Annotated in this window: 21 protein-coding genes; 15 read left to right on the top strand and 6 right to left on the bottom strand. The window is 76.3% G+C overall.

Going from position 1 to position 18,920, the window contains the following annotated elements:
* Positions 1-51: 51 nt before the first annotated feature.
* Positions 52-1,401, bottom strand: coding sequence for a Na+/H+ antiporter NhaA (gene nhaA / locus ACFO3M_RS09575; protein ID WP_387988352.1), 1,350 nt, complete (start codon positions 1,399-1,401; stop codon positions 52-54).
* 129 nt (positions 1,402-1,530) lie between these two features.
* On the opposite strand from nhaA, the gene murD reads away from it, so the two are divergent.
* The 9 genes from murD (at position 1,531) to ACFO3M_RS09620 (ending at position 9,300) form a co-directional block, all read left to right on the top strand.
* A complete protein-coding gene (murD, locus tag ACFO3M_RS09580; RefSeq protein ID WP_387988353.1) occupies positions 1,531-2,898 on the top strand; it encodes a UDP-N-acetylmuramoyl-L-alanine--D-glutamate ligase in 1,368 nt (455 codons plus the stop codon).
* A complete protein-coding gene (locus ACFO3M_RS09585) occupies positions 2,891-4,222 on the top strand; it encodes a MurL-like N-terminal domain-containing (RefSeq protein ID WP_387988354.1) in 1,332 nt (443 codons plus the stop codon). Before murD ends, ACFO3M_RS09585 begins: the two co-directional genes overlap by 8 nt.
* Before the next feature lie 101 nt (positions 4,223-4,323).
* Positions 4,324-4,779: a Fur family transcriptional regulator gene (locus ACFO3M_RS09590; RefSeq protein WP_387988355.1), complete on the top strand. Its 456-nt coding sequence runs from the start codon at positions 4,324-4,326 to the stop codon at positions 4,777-4,779.
* Complete coding sequence (gene ygfZ, locus ACFO3M_RS09595; protein WP_387988356.1) at positions 4,776-5,885, top strand: CAF17-like 4Fe-4S cluster assembly/insertion protein YgfZ; 1,110 nt, start codon at positions 4,776-4,778, stop codon at positions 5,883-5,885. The genes ACFO3M_RS09590 and ygfZ overlap by 4 nt, the downstream gene beginning before the upstream one ends.
* Positions 5,882-6,451: an RsiG family protein gene (locus tag ACFO3M_RS09600; protein WP_387988357.1), complete on the top strand. Its 570-nt coding sequence runs from the start codon at positions 5,882-5,884 to the stop codon at positions 6,449-6,451. The genes ygfZ and ACFO3M_RS09600 overlap by 4 nt, the downstream gene beginning before the upstream one ends.
* Before the next feature lie 98 nt (positions 6,452-6,549).
* Complete coding sequence (locus ACFO3M_RS09605) at positions 6,550-7,488, top strand: asparaginase (RefSeq protein WP_387988358.1); 939 nt, start codon at positions 6,550-6,552, stop codon at positions 7,486-7,488.
* Between the two features lie 88 nt (positions 7,489-7,576).
* Entirely contained in the window at positions 7,577-8,101 is a 525-nt protein-coding gene (locus ACFO3M_RS09610) for a helix-turn-helix domain-containing protein (protein ID WP_387988359.1), read from the top strand.
* On the top strand, positions 8,098-8,838 hold the full coding sequence (locus ACFO3M_RS09615) for a hypothetical protein (protein ID WP_387988360.1): 741 nt from the start codon (positions 8,098-8,100) through the stop codon (positions 8,836-8,838). Before ACFO3M_RS09610 ends, ACFO3M_RS09615 begins: the two co-directional genes overlap by 4 nt.
* Positions 8,839-9,015: 177 nt before the next feature.
* A complete protein-coding gene (locus tag ACFO3M_RS09620) occupies positions 9,016-9,300 on the top strand; it encodes a DUF2516 family protein (RefSeq protein WP_387988361.1) in 285 nt (94 codons plus the stop codon).
* A 22-nt stretch (positions 9,301-9,322) separates the two neighbouring features.
* Here ACFO3M_RS09620 and ACFO3M_RS09625 read toward each other — a convergent pair whose 3' ends face one another.
* Genes ACFO3M_RS09625 through ACFO3M_RS09635 form a run of 3 tightly spaced genes read right to left on the bottom strand, consistent with a single transcriptional unit; the run spans position 9,323 to position 11,295 of the window.
* Complete coding sequence (locus ACFO3M_RS09625; protein ID WP_387988362.1) at positions 9,323-9,532, bottom strand: PspC domain-containing protein; 210 nt, start codon at positions 9,530-9,532, stop codon at positions 9,323-9,325.
* A gap of 51 nt (positions 9,533-9,583) precedes the next feature.
* Positions 9,584-10,441, bottom strand: coding sequence for a spermidine synthase (locus ACFO3M_RS09630; protein WP_387988363.1), 858 nt, complete (start codon positions 10,439-10,441; stop codon positions 9,584-9,586).
* Positions 10,438-11,295 (bottom strand): class I SAM-dependent methyltransferase, encoded by an 858-nt coding sequence (locus ACFO3M_RS09635; protein WP_387988364.1) that lies wholly within the window; start codon positions 11,293-11,295, stop codon positions 10,438-10,440. The genes ACFO3M_RS09630 and ACFO3M_RS09635 overlap by 4 nt, the downstream gene beginning before the upstream one ends.
* A gap of 59 nt (positions 11,296-11,354) precedes the next feature.
* Here ACFO3M_RS09635 and ACFO3M_RS09640 point away from each other — a divergent pair, with 59 nt between their 5' ends.
* Positions 11,355-12,356, top strand: a complete 1,002-nt coding sequence (locus tag ACFO3M_RS09640) for a UDP-N-acetylmuramate dehydrogenase (RefSeq protein ID WP_387988365.1) — start codon at positions 11,355-11,357, stop codon at positions 12,354-12,356.
* A 52-nt stretch (positions 12,357-12,408) separates the two neighbouring features.
* Here the strand turns inward: ACFO3M_RS09640 and ACFO3M_RS09645 are convergent, their stop codons facing one another.
* Positions 12,409-13,197: an SDR family oxidoreductase gene (locus ACFO3M_RS09645; protein WP_387988366.1), complete on the bottom strand. Its 789-nt coding sequence runs from the start codon at positions 13,195-13,197 to the stop codon at positions 12,409-12,411.
* An 84-nt stretch (positions 13,198-13,281) separates the two neighbouring features.
* Between ACFO3M_RS09645 and mshA the strand changes: the two genes are divergently transcribed.
* The 5 genes from mshA to ACFO3M_RS09670 are packed head-to-tail and all read left to right on the top strand — an operon-like array spanning position 13,282 to position 17,894.
* Positions 13,282-14,610 (top strand): D-inositol-3-phosphate glycosyltransferase, encoded by a 1,329-nt coding sequence (gene mshA, locus ACFO3M_RS09650; protein WP_387988367.1) that lies wholly within the window; start codon positions 13,282-13,284, stop codon positions 14,608-14,610.
* Positions 14,611-14,623: 13 nt separating this feature from the next.
* Entirely contained in the window at positions 14,624-15,208 is a 585-nt protein-coding gene (locus tag ACFO3M_RS09655) for a type III secretion system chaperone family protein (RefSeq protein WP_387988368.1), read from the top strand.
* Positions 15,205-16,797 carry an MFS transporter gene (locus ACFO3M_RS09660; protein WP_387988369.1) on the top strand — a complete coding sequence of 531 codons (1,593 nt, stop codon included), beginning with the start codon at positions 15,205-15,207 and terminating at the stop codon, positions 16,795-16,797. The genes ACFO3M_RS09655 and ACFO3M_RS09660 overlap by 4 nt, the downstream gene beginning before the upstream one ends.
* 18 nt (positions 16,798-16,815) lie before the next feature.
* Complete coding sequence (locus tag ACFO3M_RS09665) at positions 16,816-17,118, top strand: hypothetical protein (RefSeq protein WP_387988370.1); 303 nt, start codon at positions 16,816-16,818, stop codon at positions 17,116-17,118.
* 5 nt (positions 17,119-17,123) lie between these two features.
* Positions 17,124-17,894, top strand: coding sequence for a phosphoglyceromutase (locus ACFO3M_RS09670; protein ID WP_387988371.1), 771 nt, complete (start codon positions 17,124-17,126; stop codon positions 17,892-17,894).
* Between the two features lie 179 nt (positions 17,895-18,073).
* Here the strand turns inward: ACFO3M_RS09670 and phoU are convergent, their stop codons facing one another.
* Positions 18,074-18,727 (bottom strand): phosphate signaling complex protein PhoU, encoded by a 654-nt coding sequence (gene phoU / locus ACFO3M_RS09675; protein WP_387988372.1) that lies wholly within the window; start codon positions 18,725-18,727, stop codon positions 18,074-18,076.
* Positions 18,728-18,920 lie beyond the last annotated feature (193 nt).

Raw genomic sequence — 18,920 nt, forward strand, 5'->3', positions numbered from 1 at the left:
CTCGTGTACCTCGACGGTACGTCGCAGTTCCGGGGTCGGCAACGACGTTGTTCAGCCGTCGGCTGAACCCCTGCGCAGGCCCGGGGCGCCGGGCGTGTCGGGGTCGCGCTGGTAGACGTCGGGGATGCCGTCGTGGTCGGCGTCGACCGCCTCCAGCGCCTCGATGCGCCGGTAGCGGCGGTTGCGCAGCCGCAGCACCACGCTCGCCAGCAACGCCGACGTCAGGGTGCCGACGAGCACGCCGACCTTGACGTGGTCGTCGCGCTCGCTGCCGGTGCCGAAGGCCAGCTCGCCGATGAGCAGCGACACGGTGAACCCGATGCCCCCGAGCAGCGCCATGCCGACCAGGTCCGGCCAGCCCAGCTCGTCGGCGAACTCCGCGCGGGTGAACCGGGTGACCAGCCAGGTGGCGCCCACGATCCCGAGGACCTTGCCCACGACCAGGCCGACGACGATGCCGAGCGCGACCCGGTCGCCGAGCGACTCGACCAGCCCGGACAGCCCGCCCACGGTCACCCCGGCGGCGAAGAACGCGAAGACCGGCACGGCGACGCCCGCCGAGATCGGCCGGAAGCGGTGCTCCAGGTGCTCGGCCAGCCCCGGCCCCGCGCCCGGCCCGCCGGCCGCCTCGCTGCGCACCACCGGGACCGTGAACGCCAGCAGCACGCCGGCCACCGTGGCGTGCACGCCCGACTCGTGGACGAGGACCCAGGTGAGCAGCGCCAGCGGCAGCAGCAGCCACCACGAGCGGACCCGCTTCTGCACCAGGAGGCCGAACACCGCGAGCGGGACCAGCGCCAGCGCCAGCCACCCGACGGCCAGCGACGACGTGTAGAAGACCGCGATGACCGCGATGGCCAGCAGGTCGTCGACGACGGCCAGGGTGAGCAGGAACGTCCGCAGCGCGCTCGGCAGGTGGGTGCTGATCACCGCCAGGACGGCGAGGGCGAAGGCGATGTCGGTCGCCGTCGGGATCGCCCAGCCGCGCAGGGCGTCACCACCGCCCAGGTTGACCAGCACGTAGAGCACCGCGGGCACCACCATCCCGCCGACCGCCGCGGCCACCGGCAGCACCGCCCGCCGCGGGTCGCGCAGGTCGCCGGCGACGAACTCGCGCTTGAGCTCCAGCCCGGCGACGAAGAAGAAGACCGCCAGCAGCCCGTCGGCGGCCCAGGTGCCCAACGTCAGGTCCAGGTGCAGGGACGCCGGCCCGACCCGGGTGTCGCGCAGCGCCTCGTAGGAGTCCGCCCACGGCGAGTTGGCCCACACCAGGGCGACGACGGTGCCGATCAGCAGCAGGACGCCGCCGACGGTCTCCCTGCGCAGGACGGCGGCGATCCGGCTGGCCTCGGTCCACGAGCCGCGGCTGAACACGCGGGTGGATCCGTGCGGGGTGGTCATCGGGCGGCTCCTGGGGGAGGGGTCGGTCACGACACCGCCGACCAGACTTCCCGGCACACCTGGCGGCCACCCTACCGGCGGCCCCGTCGTCGCCGTCCGTGCACGGGGCCGGTCCGTAGAGTGGGCGCCGTGGACCCCCGCCCGGCACCGCCCCCGCGGGAGCGGTCCCTCCGGCTCGCGGAGCTGGCCGGCCGGCGCGTCGGGGTCTGGGGACACGGCCGCGAGGGGCGCGCCGCGGTCGCCGCGGCCCGCGCCGCCGGCGCCGCGTCGGTCCTGGTCGCCGACAGCCGCCCCGTCGACCCGGCGTCACTGCCCGAAGGCGTGACCGCCACCGCCGACGTCGCCGACCTCGCCGGCTGCGACGTCGTGTTCCGGTCGCCCGGGATCAGCCCCTACCGCGAGGACGCCCGGGCGCTGGCCGACCGCACGCTCGTGACCACCGGCACCGGCGTCGCGCTCGCCGAGGTCGCCGCGCGCGGGATCCCGGTCCTCTGCGTCACCGGCACCAAGGGCAAGAGCACGACCAGCGCGCTGGCCGCCGCGGTCCTCACCGCCGCCGGCCGCCCCGCCGTGCACGCCGGCAACATCGGCACCCCGCTGCTCGACGTCCTGGACGGGGTCGGGGACCGCACGCTCGTCGTCGAGGTCTCGAGCTACCAGGCCGCCGCCGTCCCGGACTTCGCCGGCCGCGGCGCGCTCACCTCGCTCGCCCCCGAGCACCTGGACTGGCACGGCTCGGTCGAGACCTACTACCGCGACAAGCTGCGCGTGTTCTCCTCCTGCCCGGAGCGCTCGGTCGTCGTCAGCGCCCAGGCGCGCCCGCTGGCCGCCGGGTACCTCGACGCCGCGCAGCTGGTCGACCCCGCCGACGTGCTGCCCCCGGGCCTGGCCGCGGCCGTGCAGCCGGTGCACCTGCCCGGCGCGCACAACCGCAGCAACGTCGAGGTCGCGCTGGCCGCCTGCGCCCTGCTCGGTCTGGACCTCGCCGCCACCGCCGACGCCGTGACCGGCGCCGTCGCCGCCTTCCGCGCGCTGCCCCACCGGCTCGCGCCGGTGGCCACCCTCGGCGGCGTCACCTTCGTCGACGACACGCTGAGCACCACCCCCGTCTCGGTGCTGGCCGCGCTCGACGCGCTCGCCGGCCGGCCCGTCACGCTCATCGCCGGCGGCCAGGACCGGGGCCTGGACTACACGGGCCTGGCCGCGACGTTGGTGGCCCGGCGGGAGGAGGTCGCCCTGGTGACCGTCCCCGACACCGGGGCCCGGCTGGCCGACGACGTCCGCCGGGCGGCCGACGGCGCCGCCGTGCGGCTGACCGAGACGGCGTCGCTGGCCGAGGCGGTCGCGGCGGCGATCGCCGGCACCGCCCCGGGCGGCGTCGTGCTCCTGTCGCCCGGCGCCCCCAGCTACAACCGCTTCCGCGACTTCGAGGAGTTGGCAGCCACCTATGAGCAGATCCTCGTCGACGCCGGCGCCGACCGTGCCCACGGTGTCTGAGGCCGGCGCCTTCGTCGTCGCCGGCCGGTCCCTCGACCTCACGACCGGCGAGGCGGCCTTCACCTACCGGCTCGGCGACGACGAGTTCACCGAGCGGCTCACCCTCGACCCGGCGCTGCTGACCGGCGCCGCGCCCGCGCAGCCCGGTGCCGCCGTCGAGGCCGCGCTGGACCTGGTGCACCTGGTCATGGGCACCAGCTACTACAAGCTGGCCGCGCCCGGCCGGGTCACCGTGGAGCGGCCGGTCACCGCCGCGCAGCTCGCCGTCGCGCAGGCCGCCTACACCCACGGGCTCGGCGAGTTCGCCGCGGTCAACCACCTGCCGGTGCCGCACCGGGTCCGGTTCGACGCCGAGGTCCGCGAGCCCGGCCCCGTCCCGGCCGGCGGCGGGCGCGGCGCGCTGCTCCCGGTGGGCGGCGGAAAGGACTCCGCGCTGGCGATCGTCGTCATCCCCGACGGGACGGCGCTGGCGATCAACCCGACCCGCGCGCAGCGCGACGTCGCCCGCGCGGCCGGCGTCCCGCTGGTCGAGGTCCGCCGCAGGCTGGACCCGCTGCTGGCGGAGCGGACCGCGCGGGGCGGCCTCAACGGGCACGTGCCGGTGACCGCGATCAACTCCTCGATCGCCACGCTGGTCGCCGTCCTCGGCGGCCACGACCCGGTCGTGTTCGCCAACGAGCGCTCCGCCGACGAGGAGACGCTCACGATCGACGGCGCGAGCGTCAACCACCAGTACTCGAAGTCCTACGAGTTCGAGCGCCTGTTCGCCGCGGCCGCCGCCGAGGTCGGCGCCGGCTACTTCAGCCTCACCCGGCAGCTGTCGGAGCTAGCCACCGTGGCCGCCGTCGCCGCGCTGCCGCTGAAGGCCGACATCCTCAGCTGCAACCGCTCCTACACGCAGGAGCACCTGGGCGGGCGGGCCGAGCAGCGCTGGTGCCTGCACTGCGACAAGTGCCTGTTCACGTTCCTCTGCTTCGCCGTCTTCCTGACCCCCGACGAGGCGCAGGCGGTGTTCGGCGGGAACCCGCTGGCCGACGTCGCGCTCGCCGACGGGTTCCGGAGGCTGTGGGCCACCGAGAAGCCGTTCGACTGCGTGGGCGAGCGGGCCGAGAGCGCGGCGGCGATGGCGCACCTGGCGGCCAGCCGGTCGTGGGGCGACGCGCCGGTCGTGCGGGCGCTCGGCGCCGAGGCCGCGGCCGCTGCGGAGGTGACCGGGGCGACCGTCGCGCGGTTCCTCCCGCCGCGCGGCGAGCACGCCATCCCCGAGCGGTACCTGGAGTCCCTGCGGCGCGTGCTGGCCGACGCCCGCAGCGCCGTCGCCTGAGCGAGGACCTCTTCCGCTCGCCTCTCGGCCCCTCTGCAGGGGCCCACGCCGAGCGTGCGAGGCGTGGGGGGCAGAGGGGTCCTTTCACTACGCTCCTTGCCGTGACGACCGAGCACGGTCCCGCGCCGCTGGCCGAGCGGCTGCGGGCGCAGGGGCTGCGGCTGACCCCGCAGCGTCAGCAGGTGCTGGCCGCCGTCGCCGCGCTCGACCACGCCACCCCCGAGGCCATCGGTGCCCGGCTGCGCGAGGAGGCCGGGCCCGGCGGCGCGGCGCCGGACACCTCGACCGTCTACCGCACGCTGGAGCTGCTCGAGCGGCTCGGCCTCGTGTGGCACACCCACGTCGCCAAGGGCGCGCCGGTCTACCACGCGTCCGAGCACCCGCACCTGCACGTGGTCTGCGCCACCTGCGGGGAGATCTCCTCCGCCGACCCGGCGCTGCTGGAGCAGGCCGCGGAACGTCTGGCCGCCGACCTGGGTTTCACCCTGGACGTGGGGCACGTGGCGCTGTCGGGCACGTGCCGCCGATGCAGGGGAGCCGGGACGGAGAACGCATGACCACCACCTCACCGCTGGCCGCACGGGCCGGCGCCGTCGTCGCCGAGGGCGCGACCGTGGCCACCCACTACGGCGACCCGCTGCGCGAGCAGCGGCTGCTCGCCGAGGGCGCCGGGCTCGTCGACCGCAGCGACCGCGACGTGCTCACCGTCCCCGGCGCCGACCGGCTCACCTGGCTGCACAGCCTCACCAGCCAGCACCTCGAGCGGCTGGCCGACGGCACCGGCACCGAGGCGCTGGTCCTCTCGCCGCACGGCCACGTCGAGCACCACCTGGTCCTCGCCGAGCTCGGCGGCACCACCTGGGCCGACGTCGAGCCCGGCACCGGCGCGGCGCTGCAGACCTTCCTCGACCGGATGCGGTTCATGCTCCGCGTCGAGCCCGCGCTGGTGACCGCCGACCGGGCGCTGCTGTCGCTGGTCGGCCCCCGCTCGCCCGAGGTGCTCGCCGCCGCCGGGCTGCCCGCGCCGGAGGGCCCGTACGCCGTCGCCGCGTCGCCGGGCGGCGGCTGGGTGCGCCGGATGCCGCCCCTCGGAGACGGCGGCGCGACCGCGTTCGACCTGCTCGTGCCGCGTGCCGGGATCGCCGCCCGCGCCGACGCGCTGACCGCCGCCGGCGCCGGGCTCGCCGGGCTGGACGCCTACGAGGCGCTGCGGGTGGAGGCCCGCCGGCCGCGCCTGGGCGTCGACTCCGACCACCGCACCATCCCCAACGAGCTGGAGTGGCTGACCACCGCCGTCCACCTCGAGAAGGGCTGCTACCGGGGGCAGGAGACGGTCGCGCGGGTGCACAACCTCGGCCGTCCGCCGCGGCGGCTGGTCCTGCTCCACCTCGACGGCGTCAGCGAGGACCTGCCCGTCCCGGGGACGCCGGTGACCTCCGGCGCCCGCGAGGTCGGCCGCACCGGCACGGTCGTGCGGCACCACGAGCTCGGCGTCGTCGCGCTGGCCCTGGTCAAGCAGTCGGTGGCCCCCGGGGCCGAGCTCGCCGTCGGCGGGTCGCGCGCCGCCGTGGACCCCGACGACGCGCCCGCCGCCCTCGACGACACCCGGGCCGCGGCCCGCGACCGGGTGCGCGCGGTGCGGTCTGCCACCATCGGGCGGTGACCTCCGCAAGCTCTGGCCCGACCGCCGCCGGCGGTGCGGCCGTCGACGCGCTGCTCGACCCCGGATTCCTCGCCGACGTGGAGTCCCGTCCCATGGCCGAGGTGCGCGGGCTGCGCCGCCGCGCCGAGCAGGAGGAGGTCAACCTCTCCTACACGCGGCGGCTGCTGCAGGGGCGGCTCGACATCGTCCGACGCGAGCTGCAGCGCCGCGCCGAGCACGACGGGCGCTCGCTGGTCGACCTGCTGCCCGAGATCCTCGCCGAGAAGGGCCGCGGCCCCGCGCACGGCCTCGGCCGGCACCAGACGGTGCAGCCGGCGGCGCCGGAGGAGTACGAGTCCTGGGTCAACGCGCTGACCCCCGACGTCGACCTCTCCGCCGTCCCCGACCTCGCCGACGCCGACCTCGAGCGGGCCGCCCGCGCGCTGGCCGCCGCCGAGGGCTCGCTGTCCGAGCGGCGGCGGGGCGTGCAGCAGGTGATGGACGCCCTCGCCGGGGAGCTGGCCCGCCGGTACCGCAACGGCGAGGCCGACGTGGCCGCGCTGCTCGCGGCCGAGGGGCGCCATTGATGGAGGACCCCCTCGCCCCCCACCCCTCGCAGGCTCCCGGCGGGACCCTGCACGGGGACCGTTCCGGTACGTCACCGTGGCCGGACGCGCCGGTCCTCGTGGAGGTCTGGCGCTCGGGGTTCCTGGAGTCCGTCCACCGCGGCGCGGTCGTCGTCGTCGGTCCCGACGGCGGGGTGCGCTGGTCGGCCGGTGACGTCGCCCACCCGGTCCTGCCCCGCTCGTCGAACAAGCCGGTGCAGGCCACGGCCTACCTCGCGGCCGGCTGGCAGCCGCGCTCGGGTGAGGAGCTGGCCGTCTCGGCCGGCTCGCACGCCGGTGAGGACGGCCACCGCGACCTCGCCGCCGCCGTGCTCGCCGCCGCCGGCCTCGGTCCGGACGCGCTGGGCTGCCCGGCGGCCCTCCCCGGGCACGAGCCGACCCGCGCCGCCTGGCTGGTCGCCGGCCGCGAGCCGGAGCGGCTGGCGTTCAACTGCTCGGGCAAGCACGCCGCGATGCTCGCCTCCTGCGTCGCCGCCGGCTGGCCGACCGAGGGCTACCTCGATCCCGGCCACCCGCTGCAGCAGGCGATCGAGGCCCGCCTGTCCGACGCGGCCGGCGAGCAGGTGGCCGCCGTCGTCGTCGACGGGTGCGGCGCGCCGCAGCACGGGCTGTCCCTGACCGGGCTGGCGCGCGGCGTCGGCTCCCTGGTGGAGGCGCCGTCGGGCAGCCCCGAGCGGGCGGTGGCCGACGCGATGCGGGCGCACCCCTGGTACGTCGCCGGCACCGGCCGGGACGACACCGACCTCATGACCGCCGTCCCCGGGCTGCTGGTCAAGGGCGGGGCCGACGGCGTGCACGTCGCCGCGCTGCCCGGCCGCGGTGCGGTCGCGTTCAAGCTCGACGACGGCGGCGACCGCGGGCGCGCGCCCGTCCTCGCCGCCGCGCTGCGCCGGCTCGGGGTGGACGCCGAGGCGCTGGCCCGCTGGTCGGTCACCCCCGTGACCGGCGGCGACGGCGTCGTCGGCGAGGTCCGGTCCTCGGCGGTGCTCGCCGGCTGACGGCGACACGCCGGGTGTGAGGCGACTCACGCCCCGGTGCTTGCTCCTCCGCTTGCAGTTGCTAGCACCCGTGGTTAGCGTCGGAGACGTGCAGACCCCCGGCGAGTTCGTGAGCGGTCAGGTGAGGTCGGTCCGCGAGAAGGTGGACCAGCTCGCCGGCAGCGTCGCGGAGACCGTCGCGGCCGAGGCCCAGCAGGTCTCGGCGGTGCGCTCGCAGGTCGGGGAGTACATCCGGGAGCAGCGCAGCGCCGCCCGGGTGTCCCTGCGCGAGCTCGCCCGCACCGCGGGGGTGAGCAACCCCTACCTGTCGCAGGTGGAACGGGGGCTGCGCAAGCCGTCGGCGGAGATCCTCGCCGCCATCGCCCGGGGTCTGAAGATCTCCGCCGAGTCGCTCTACGAGCAGGCGGGCATCCTCGACCGGCGGGCCGGCAACCCCGACACGGTCGCGGCCATCCGGTCCGACGACCAGCTCTCCGAGCGGCACAAGGCCGTGCTCGTCGAGCTGTACGAGACCTACGTCCGCGAGTACGCGGCCACCCGCACCACCGCACCGAGCACCGCCCCGGGCGTTCCGCCCGGATCCGACCCGACCCCCTCCAAGGAGTCCGCATGACCACCGCCACCACCCTGCTGGAGCAGGTCGCCGAGCGCGGCCGCCGTCAGTTCCTCGTCGCCGTCGGCGCCGGTGACCTCGCCGTCGAGCAGGCCCGCACCGTGCTCGCCTCGCTGCGCACCCTCCCCGGTGAGGCCCAGGTCCAGGTCGACCTGGCCACCAAGGAGGCCCGCACCCGCGCCGAGCAGGCCGCCGACCGCGCCCGCGAGACCGTCACCCAGGCCCGCGCCAACGGCCGTCAGCTGGCCACCGCCGTCCGTCCGGACGTGGTCGTGAGCACCGTCTCGACCCTGGTCGAGCAGGCCCGCACCCAGGCCACCGCCACCGTCGAGCAGCTGGCCGAGCGCGGTGCCGACGTGCTGCAGGAGCTGCGCCGCCAGCCCGGCTTCCGCCGCTTCGTGGTCCGCGCCGAGCAGGCCGTCGACACCGTCGAGGACGCCGTCGAGGAGGTCATCGAGGAGGCCGCCGAGGCCGTGAACGAGGCCTCCGACGAGGTCACCTCGCTGGTCCAGAAGGCCGCCTCGAAGACCACCAAGGCCGCCGCCAAGGCCGAGCAGGCCGTCGACCAGGCCGCCGACCAGGCCAAGGCCGCCATCGAGGAGGGCGCCGAGGCCACCGACGAGGCGACCGCCAAGGCGGCCCGCAAGCCGGCCAAGCGCACCACCGCCGCCCGCGGCAAGGCCACCGGCACCTCGGCCCGCGTGAGCCGCACCCGCACCGCCAAGACCACCGACTGAGCAAGGACCCTCCTGCCCCCCGCCGCTCGCACGCTCGCGGCGGGCCCCTGCAGGAGGGCCACGCGAGACCAGGGCCCCGGAGCTGCCACCGCGCTCCGGGGCCCTGTCGCGTCCCCGGGGGTGGGACGTCACCCGTGGGGGAGGCAGTGACGGCGTCCCGGCGGGTACCCTCCGGGCATGGGGTTCGACTGGGCCGTTCTCGAGGGCCTGCGGCTGGTGTTGCTGGCCGTCGCGGCCTGGGCGTTCGTCGACGCCGTCATCCGTCCGGCTGCCGGCTACGTCGCCGCCGGCAAGCTGAGCAAGCCGGCCTGGGCGGCGATCACCGCGCTGGCCGCGGTGGTCATCTACCTGCAGGGGCCGATGACCTTCCTCGGCCTGCCCGCGGTGATCGCCACCGTCGTCTACCTGGTCGACGTGCGGCCCGCGGTCCGCGGCGTGCAGCGGGGCAACAGCAGCTGGTGAGCCGGCCCGCCGGGTCGGCGGGTCACCAGCGGTCGTCCGCGGGCATCAGCACCCACAGGACGAGGTACGCGATGAACTGCGGCCCCGGCAGGATGCACGAGACCACGAACGCCAGCCGCAGGGCGCCGGTGGAGATGCCGTAGCGGCGGGCGATCCCGGCGCACACGCCGGCGATCATCTTGTTGCGGGTGTCGCGGGCGAGACGGCGCGGGGCCGGTGCGGGGTACGTCATGACCCGACACTAGGCGCGGCCGGCCGCCCCGGACATCGGGGAAGACCCTGGTCAGCGGCCGAAGACCCCTGGGGGAGGCTCCGGTGAGGGCACGGCGCCGTCGTCGTGCACCGGCTGCGCCCTGCCGGTGAACCGGCCGAGGTCGGGGCCGGCCACCACCCGCGCCGGCATCGGGTCCCCCGCGCAGCGCCGGGTCAGCCCGGCCACCGGCAGCTCCGCGTCGGAGGCCACCGCCACCAGGTTGCCGAACCGCCGTCCGCGCAGCGTGCCCGGCTCGGCCAGGACGGCGACGTGCCGGAAGACGGCGCACAGCGTGGCCACCTGGCCGCGGGCGAAGCGCAGCGGCGGGCCGTCGGCGACGTTGGCCGCCAGCACCCCGCCCGGCCGCAGCACCCGGTGCACCTCGGCGGCGTACTCGACCGTCGTCAGGTGGGCGGGGGTGCGGGCGCCGGCGAAGACGTCGCTGACGACGACGTCGGCGCTCGCCGTCGGCAGCGCGGCCAGGCCGGCGCGGGCGTCGGCGGCGCGCACCCGCACGCGGGCGCCGCGGGGCAGCGGCAGGTGGGCGCGGACCAGGTCGGTGAGCCGCTGGTCGAGCTCCACCACCCGCTGCCGCGAGCCGGGGCGGGTCACCGCCACGTAGCGGGCCAGCGTCAGCGCGCCGCCGCCGAGGTGGACGACGTCGAGCGGCTCGCCCTCCGGCGCGGCGAGGTCGAGTACGTGACCCATCCGGCGCACGTACTCGAACTCCAGGTGCGCGGGGTCGTCGAGGTCGACGTGCGACTGCGGCGTGCCGTCGACCACCAGCACCCAGGAGCCGTCGCGGTCGGCGTCGCCGAGCAGCTCGGCGGTGCCGCCGTCGACCTCGGTGGGGCCGGGCGGGAGCACCTCCGGCCGGGGACGCCTCACGCCGGCGCCACCGCCGACCAGCGGACGGTGAGCTCGCCGTGCCGCCAGCGGCGGCTGCTCCCGACCAGCGGCCAGCCGTCGTCGGCCAGCGCCTGCACCGCGGCGGTCCAGCGCTGCCGCGGTCCGAACGTCGACAGGCCCGCCGCCGAGGCCCACGCGGCGTCCAGGGCGCGCAGCAGGGTGTGCACCGGGCGGCCGGGGACGTTGTGGTGGATGAGCGCCTTGGGCAGCCGCTCGGCGAGGTCGGAGGGGCGCTCGAGGTCGGCGACCCGCGCGGCCAGCGTGAGGGTCAGCGGCCCGTCGGCGTCCAGGGCCACCCAGGTCGCCCGCCGTCCCCACTCGTCGCAGGTGCCCTCGACCAGCAGCCCCCCGGGGCCCAGGGCGGCGCACATCGTCTCCCACGCCCGCGCGGCCGACGCCTCGTCGTACTGGCGCAGCACGTTGAACGCCCGCACGAGGACCGGCTGCAGCCCGGCCAGCTCGAACCCGCCGACGCGGAAGTCGACCCGGGGCGGGTCGCGGTCCCCGGCGACGGCGGCGACGCGGTCCGGGTCGATCTCGAGGCCGACCACCTCGAGCCCCGGGACCTCCGGGCCCAGCCGCTCGGCCAGCTCCAGCGTGGTGACCGCCGAGGAGCCGTAGCCGAGGTCGACCACCAGCGGGCGGGCCGCGTCGCGCAGCCGCGGCACCTGGGTGGCGACCAGCCAGCGGTCGACCCGCCGCAGCCGGTTGGCGTTCGTGGTGCCCCGCGTGGGCAGGCCCAGCGCCCGCGCGCGGCCGGCGGCCAGCCGGGGGTGGGCCTTCCTCGGCGCCAGGTTCGCCCGGCGCTTGTGCTCGCTGCCCCCGTCGCTCACCGGCCCCGAGGGTAGTCGCCCTGCCCGGCGGGCTCGCGCGCCGCGGCTACCGTGGGCTGGTGCTCCTCCGCTCCGACGCCCGTCTCGCCGACCTCACCACCCTCGGCGTCGGCGGCCCCGTCGAGCGGCTGGTCGAGGTCACCGACGCCGCCGAGCTGGTCGCCGCCGTGCGGGAGGCCGACGAGGCCGGGCGGCCGCTGCTCGTCCTCGGCGGCGGGTCGAACCTGGTCGCGCCCGACGAGGGGTGGGCCGGTGACGTCGTCGCGGTGCGCAGCCGCGGGGTCGAGCGGCGCGGCGACGTCCTCGAGGTGCAGGCCGGCGAGGACTGGGACGACCTCGTCGCGCTCACCGTCGCGCAGGAGCTCGCCGGCATGGAGGCGCTGTCGGGCATCCCCGGCTCGACCGGCGCCACCCCGGTGCAGAACGTCGGCGCCTACGGCCAGGAGGTCGCGCAGACGATCACCGAGGTGCGGGTGTACGACCGCGCCGAGAAGCGCGAGCGCACGCTGACCAACGCCGAGTGCGCCTTCGGCTACCGCGACAGCCGGCTCAAGCGCGAGCCCGGCCGGTTCGTCGTCCTCACCGTGACCTTCGCGCTGGACGCCGGGCCGCTGTCCCGGCCGGTGGGCTACGCCGAGCTGGCCAAGCGGCTGGGCGTGGACCTCGGCGGGCGCGCGCCGCTGGCCGACGTCCGTGCGGCGGTGCTCGAGCTGCGCCGCGGCAAGGGGATGGTCGTCGACCCCGCCGACCCCGACACCCGCAGCGCCGGGTCGTTCTTCACCAACCCGGTCGTCCCGGCGGAGCAGGCGGTGTCCGGCTGCCCGAGCTGGCCGGCCGGGGACGGGCTGGTCAAGCTCAGCGCGGCGTGGCTGGTGCAGTCGGCCGGCTTCGGCCGCGGCACGCGCGAGGGCCGGGTCGGGACGTCGTCGCGGCACAGCCTCGCGCTGACCACCGAGCCCGGCGCGACGGCGGCCGAGCTCATGGCCTTCGCCGACCGCGTCGTCGCGGCGGTCCGCGAGCGCTTCGGCGTCACCCTGGTCCCGGAGCCCACCCGGCTGTAGGCCGCGACCCGCGCACCCCGGACCCCGACGCCGTCGCAGCCTGCCCGCGGGCTCAGTCGGACTCGCGGTGCACCTTGTGCTGGGCGGCCTGGGCGCGCGGGCGGACGACGAGCAGGTCGACGTTGACGTGGTGCGGGCGGGTGAGCGCCCAGGCGACGCAGTCGGCGACGTCCTCGGCCACCAGGGGCCGGCGCACGCCGCGGTAGACCGACTCCGCCCTCTCCCGGTCGCCGACCCGGTTGAGGGTGAACTCCTCGGTCTTGACCATCCCGGGCGCGATCTCCACGACCCGGACCGGCTGGTCGTACAGCTCCAGCCGCAGCGTCTCGGCCAGGGTGTGCACCGCGTGCTTGGCCGCCGTGTACGACGCCCCGCCCTCGTAGGAGACCAGCCCCGCGGTGGAGCCCATGAACAGCAGGTCGCCGGCGCCGGACGCGACGAGCTTGGGCAGCAGCGCCTTGGTCAGCCGGACGGTGCCGAGCACGTTCACCTCGTAGGTCCGCGCCCAGGAGTCGAGGTCGGCCTCGGCCACCGGCGCGGCGTCGAACGCCCCGCCGGCGTTGTTGACCAGCACGTCCACGCGGTCCAGGGCGGCGGCGAACGCCTCGACCGACGCCGGGTCGGTGAGGTCCAGCGGCAGCGCCCGGGCGCCGATCCGCTCGGCGAGCGCGGTCAGCCGGTCCAGCCGCCGGGCCCCCACGACGACGTCGAAGCCCTCGGCCGCCAGCCGGGCCGCGGTGGCCGCGCCGATGCCGCTCGAGGCGCCCGTGACGACGGCGGTGCGGCCGGTCCCCGGCAGCGGCCGCGGGCCGGAGGAGGAGATCTCGGCAACACCGGTCATGTGGTCATCCTGACCCTGTTGCAGGATGGGGAGTCGACAGGGGTGCCGCACCGGCACCCGGGGCGGCGAGGCGGGAGGTCGTGGGTGCCTGCTCGCCGCCTCCTCCCTCCGCGCGCGCCGCGGCGGGTGGCGACCATCTCGGTGCACACCAGCCCGCTCGACCAGCCCGGCGCCGGCGACGCCGGGGGCATGAACGTCTACATCGTCGAGGTCTCCCGCCGGCTGGCCGCCCGCGGCATCGCCGTCGACGTGTTCACCCGCGCCACCTCCAGCGAGCTGCCGCCGGTGGTCGAGATGAGCCCGGGCGTGACCGTGCGGCACGTCAGCGCCGGGCCGTTCGAGGGCCTGGGCAAGGAGGAGCTGCCCGGCCAGCTGTGCGCCTTCACCGCCGGCGTGCTGCGCGAGGAGGCCCAGCACGAGCCGGGCCACTACGACGTCGTCCACTCGCACTACTGGCTCTCGGGTCAGGTCGGCTGGCTGGCGCGCGACCGGTGGAACGTGCCGCTGATCCACACCGCGCACACCCTCGCCAAGGTGAAGAACGCCGCGCTGGCCGACGGCGACCGGCCCGAGCCGCGCGCCCGCGTGATCGGCGAGGAGCAGGTGGTCGCCGAGGCCGACCGACTGGTGGCCAACACCGACGAGGAGGCCGACCAGCTCGTCGAGCACTACGGGGCCGACCCGCGCCGCACCCTCGTCGTCCCCCCGGGCGTGGACCTCGACCGGTTCGCCCCCGGCGACCGCACCGCCGCCCGCCGCGCGCTGCGGCTGCCCGCCGACGCCGTCGTGCTGACCTTCGTCGGCCGCATCCAGCCGCTCAAGGCGCCCGACCTGCTGCTGGCCACCGCCGCCCGGATGCTCGAGGACGACCCCGCGCTGCGCTCCCGGCTGCGGGTGCACGTCGTCGGGGCGCCGAGCGGGTCGGGCCTGGAGGCGCCGCGGCAGCTGGAGGAGCTCGCCGCGCACCTGGGCATCGCCGACCTGGTGCGCTTCCTCCCGCCGCAGCCGCCCGACCGGCTGGCCCTGCACTACCGCGCCGCCGACGTCGCCGTCGTCCCCAGCCACAACGAGTCCTTCGGCCTGGTCGCGCTCGAGGCGCAGGCCTGCGGGACGCCGGTGGTCGCCGCGTCGGTCGGCGGCCTGCGGACGGCGGTCCGCGACGGCGTGTCCGGCGTCCTGGTCGACGGGCGGGACCCGGGCGCCTACGCGGCGGCGGTCCGCGCGGTCCTCGAGCGCCGGCAGCTGATGGGCGCCGGTGCCCGCCGGCACGCCGCGGCCTTCTCCTGGGACCGCACCGCCGACGCGCTGGTGGCCGCCTACTCCTCGGCCGCCGCCGAGATGGCCGCGGCCGCCCGGCGCAGCCGCGCGCTGGGCTCGCTGCGGCCGGTGGCCGGGACGCAGGTGGCCTGGTGAACGAGGGGGCGCGGTGAGCGACGGGACCGGGGAGGCGCCCTCCACCCGCGCCGACGTCGTCGCCGCCCTGGACGCCGTCATCGGCCGCACGCTGCGCGAGGCCGACCTGGTGCACGAGCACCCGGCGCCCGGCCGCTGGCTGGTCGACCTCCCGGGCACCAAGAAGCTCAAGACGGTCTGCGGGCTCATCGTCGGCGAGCACGCGCTGCGGATCGAGGCGTTCGTCTGCCGCCAGCCCGACGAGAACCGCGAGCAGCTGTGGACCTACCTGCTGCAGCACAACGCGCGCATGTACGGCGTCGCCTACTCGGTCGACCGGGTCGGCGACGTCTACCTCACCGGCCGCGTCCCGCACGCCGCGGTGACCCCGGAGGAGCTCGACCGGCTGCTCGGCGCGGTCCTCAGCTACGCCGACGACCACTTCAACACGATGCTCGAGATCGGCTTCGGCACCTCGATCCGCCGGGAGTGGGAGTGGCGGGTCAAGCGCGGCGAGTCGCTGCGCAACCTGGAGGCCTTCGCCGCCTTCGCCCAGCGGGGCACGACCCGGCGACCGGCCGACGGCGGGGGAGCGTCCTCCGCGGACGACGGGGGATGACCACCACCGGGCGGCCGGCGGCGGCGCCGGCCGTCGAGGAGCGCCCCGGCTACGCCCGGCGGTGGTGGGTGCTGGCCACGATGACCGTCTGCCTGCTCGTGGTGATCACCGGCAACACGACGCTCAACGTCGCCATCCCGACGCTGCAGCGGGAGCTCGGCGCCACCCAGGGCGAGCTCCAGTGGGCCGTCGACGCCTACATCGTGGTCTTCGCCGGGCTGCTGTTCTCCTGGGGCGTCATCGGGGACCGCATCGGCCGCCGCCGGGTGCTGCTGATCGGTCTCGCGGTCTTCGCCGGCGGCTCGGTGCTGGCGGCCTCCTCCGACAGCCCGCTGGAGCTCATCGCGTGGCGGGCGGTCATGGGCGTCGGCGGGGCCGCGGTGCAGCCGACGACGCTCGCCGTCATCACCAACGTCTTCCCGCCGGCCGAGCGCGGCCGCGCCATCGGGATCTGGGCGGCCACCGCCGGGCTCGCCGTCGCCGGCGGCCCGCTGGCCAGCGGTCTCGTGCTGACGCACTTCTGGTGGGGCGCGATCTTCCTCATCGGCGTGCCGGTCGCCCTGGTCGGCGTCCTCGGCACGCTCGCGTTCGTGCCCGAGTCGCGGGACCCCGACCCCGGCCGGCTCGACGTCCCGGGCGTGCTGCTGTCGATCGCCGCGCTGGCCGGGCTGGTCTACGGGATCATCCACGGCGGCTCGGGCGTGGGCTGGGGGACGCCCGGGGTGCTCGTCCCGCTGGTCGGCGGCGCGCTGCTCGTGGTGCTGTTCGTCTGGCTGCAGCGGCGCTCGACGCACCCGGCGCTCGACGTCTCGCTGTTCCGCAACCCGGCGTTCTCCGCGGCCGCCGCCGCGCTGGGCCTGAACTTCTTCGCCCTGATGGGCGCGACCTTCTACCTCGTCTACTACCTGCAGGGCGCCCGCGGCTACGACCCGCTGCAGTCCGGCGCCGCGCTCATCCCGGTGGCGCTGGGCATGGCGGTGATGGCGCCGCGCAGCTCCCGGCTGGCCGAGCGGTTCGGCGCCAAGGCCGTCTGCGCGACCGGGTTCGGGCTCATCACGCTGTCGTTCCTGGGCTTCCAGCTGCTCGACCAGGCCGCGCCGCTGTGGCTGCTGCTCACCACGCTGACGGTGCAGGGGCTGGGCATGGGGGCGGTCATGGCCCCGGCCACCGAGTCGATCATGTCGGTCGTGCCGCGGGAGAAGGCCGGCGCGGGCGCGGCGGTGAACAACACCGTCCGCCAGGTGGGCGGGGCGCTCGGCGTCGCGATCCTCGGCTCGGTGCTGGCGACCGCGTACGCGGCCAACGTCCGCGGCGCCGTCGACGTGCTGCCGGCCGGGCTGCGCGACGAGGCGAGCACCTCCGTCGCGGCGACCCTCGAGCTGGCCGGGGCGACGGCGGACGAGGCGCGGGCCGCCGGCGACGCCGAGCTCGCCGCGGCCGCCGACGCGCTCGCCGACACCGCCCGCGACGCGTTCGTCGCGGCGATGCACCTGACCGCCGTCGGGACCGCGGCGGCCGCGGCGGTCGCTGCCGTCGTCGTCCTGGTGTGGCTGCCCGGGCGACGCGAGACGGGCGCACGGGCGACCTGACGGGCCTAGCGTGGGTGCGTGCAGGAGCCGCCCGCCGCGCAGGAACGGCTGGGCCGCGCGCTGATCGGCGTGGTCGCCGCGTCCGGCCTGGTCTACCCGCTGCTGCTGTGCGCGGTGCAGCTGGTGCTGGCGCAGCTGTTCGTCGTCGACGTCGCCGCCACCGCGCTGTGGCTGGCGGTCGCGCTGACCTGCAGCGTGGCGCTCGTCGCCGCCGTGCGCTGGGGTGCCGCCCGCCGGGTGGTCAGCCCGTGGCTGCTGCTCGGGCTGGTCCCGCCGGTGCTGTACGAGGCCTGGGTGCTCTGGCCGCTGCTGGCAGGATGACCGGTGTGACGACGCCTGTCGAGAACGCGCCCGGAACCCTCGTCCTGCTCCGCCACGGCGAGAGCGAGTGGAACAAGGCCAACCTGTTCACCGGCTGGGTGGACGTCGAGCTGTCGGAGAAGGGCCGGGCCGAGGCGGCCCGTGGCGGGCAGCTGCTGGCCGAGCACGGCCTGCTGCCCGACGTGCTGCACACCTCGCTGCTGCGGCGGGCGATCACCACCGCGGAGCTGGCGCTGGCGGCCGCCGACCGGCAGTGGATCCCGGTGCGCCGCTCGTGGCGGCTCAACGAGCGGCACTACGGCGCGCTGCAGGGCAAGGACAAGGCGGCCACCCTCGCCGAGTACGGCGAGGAGCAGTTCATGACCTGGCGGCGCTCCTACAGCACCCCGCCGCCGCCGATCGAGGCCGGCAGCGAGTTCTCGCAGGACGCCGACCCGCGCTACGCCTTCCTGCCGCCGGAGGTGCGGCCGGCCACCGAGTGCCTGGCCGACGTCGTCGTCCGGATGCTCCCGTACTGGTACGACGCGATCGTCCCGGACCTGCGCAGCGGCGCCACCGTGCTGGTGGCCGCGCACGGCAACAGCCTGCGGGCGCTGGTCAAGCACCTCGACGGCATGGGCGAGGACGAGGTGGTCGGGCTGAACATCCCCACCGGCGTCCCGCTGCGCTACGACCTCGACGCCGACCTGCGGCCGGTGAAGCCGGGCGGGGAGTACCTCGACCCCGAGGCCGCCGCGGCCGCGATCGAGGCGGTCAGGAACCAGGGCAAGAAGTAGCGAGCGACAGCGAGCTCGTGCTGACGAGTGGGGGCCGGAGGCCTCCGCGAGGGAGCACGGTCGGTACTCCGCGCGACTGACACCGCGCGTGGCCGCGGTGGGAGCCCGGTGGGGCGACGATGTGCAGAGGGCCTCCCCACCGCCGGCGGTGGGGAGGCCCTCGTGCGTGGAGGGTGGGGTCAGACCGCCTGCATGTCCCGCTCGCCGGTGACGAGGAAGACCACCCGGCGGGCGACGCTCACGGCGTGGTCGGCGAAGCGCTCGTAGTAGCGGCCGAGCAGGGTGATGTCGATGGCCGACTCCATGCCGTGCGTCCAGCCGGGGCTGAGCAGCTCGGTGAACAGCTGGCGGTGCAGCTGGTCCATGAGGTCGTCGTCCTTCTCCAGCTGCGCGGCGCCCTCGACGTCGAGCTTGGCGATGACGGCGCCGACCTGCGTGACCAGGCTCTGCGCGACGTGGCCGGCCTCGAGGAAGATCGGCCGCACCTCGGCGGGGACGGCGGACTCCGGGAAGCGCATCCGGGCGAGCTTGGCCACGTGGACGGCGAGGTCGCCCATGCGCTCGAGGTCGCCGACGATCCGCATCGCCGTGGTGACCGTGCGCAGGTCGGTGGCGACCGGCTGCTGACGCGCGAGCAGGGTGAAGCAGCGCTCCTCGATGCTCTCGCGCACCGCGTCGATGTGCTCGTCGCCGGCGATGACCAGGTCGGCCAGTGCGACGTCGGCGTCGAGCAGCGCGGTCGTGGCCTTGTTCATCGCCGACCCGACGGAGTTGGCCATCTCCACCAGGCAGTGGTTGATGTCCTCGAGCTCTTCGCGGTAGTGCTCGCGCACGGGTCCTCCTCGTCGGCCGGCCGTCCACCGGGTACCGCCGTCCGGACACCGTCTGCTCGGTGCGCCGTCCTGACGGTTCGAGGGTAGGCGGTGAGGAGACACCGGACGGGCCCGATCGGTGAACGTGGGGGCACCCCAGCGTGAACAGTCGCCCTACCCGGTCGCGGCACCACTCACACGGGGGATGACCGGG

It is taken from the genome of Geodermatophilus arenarius, from assembly GCF_042654585.1.
GTDB lineage: Bacteria > Actinomycetota > Actinomycetes > Mycobacteriales > Geodermatophilaceae > Geodermatophilus > Geodermatophilus arenarius.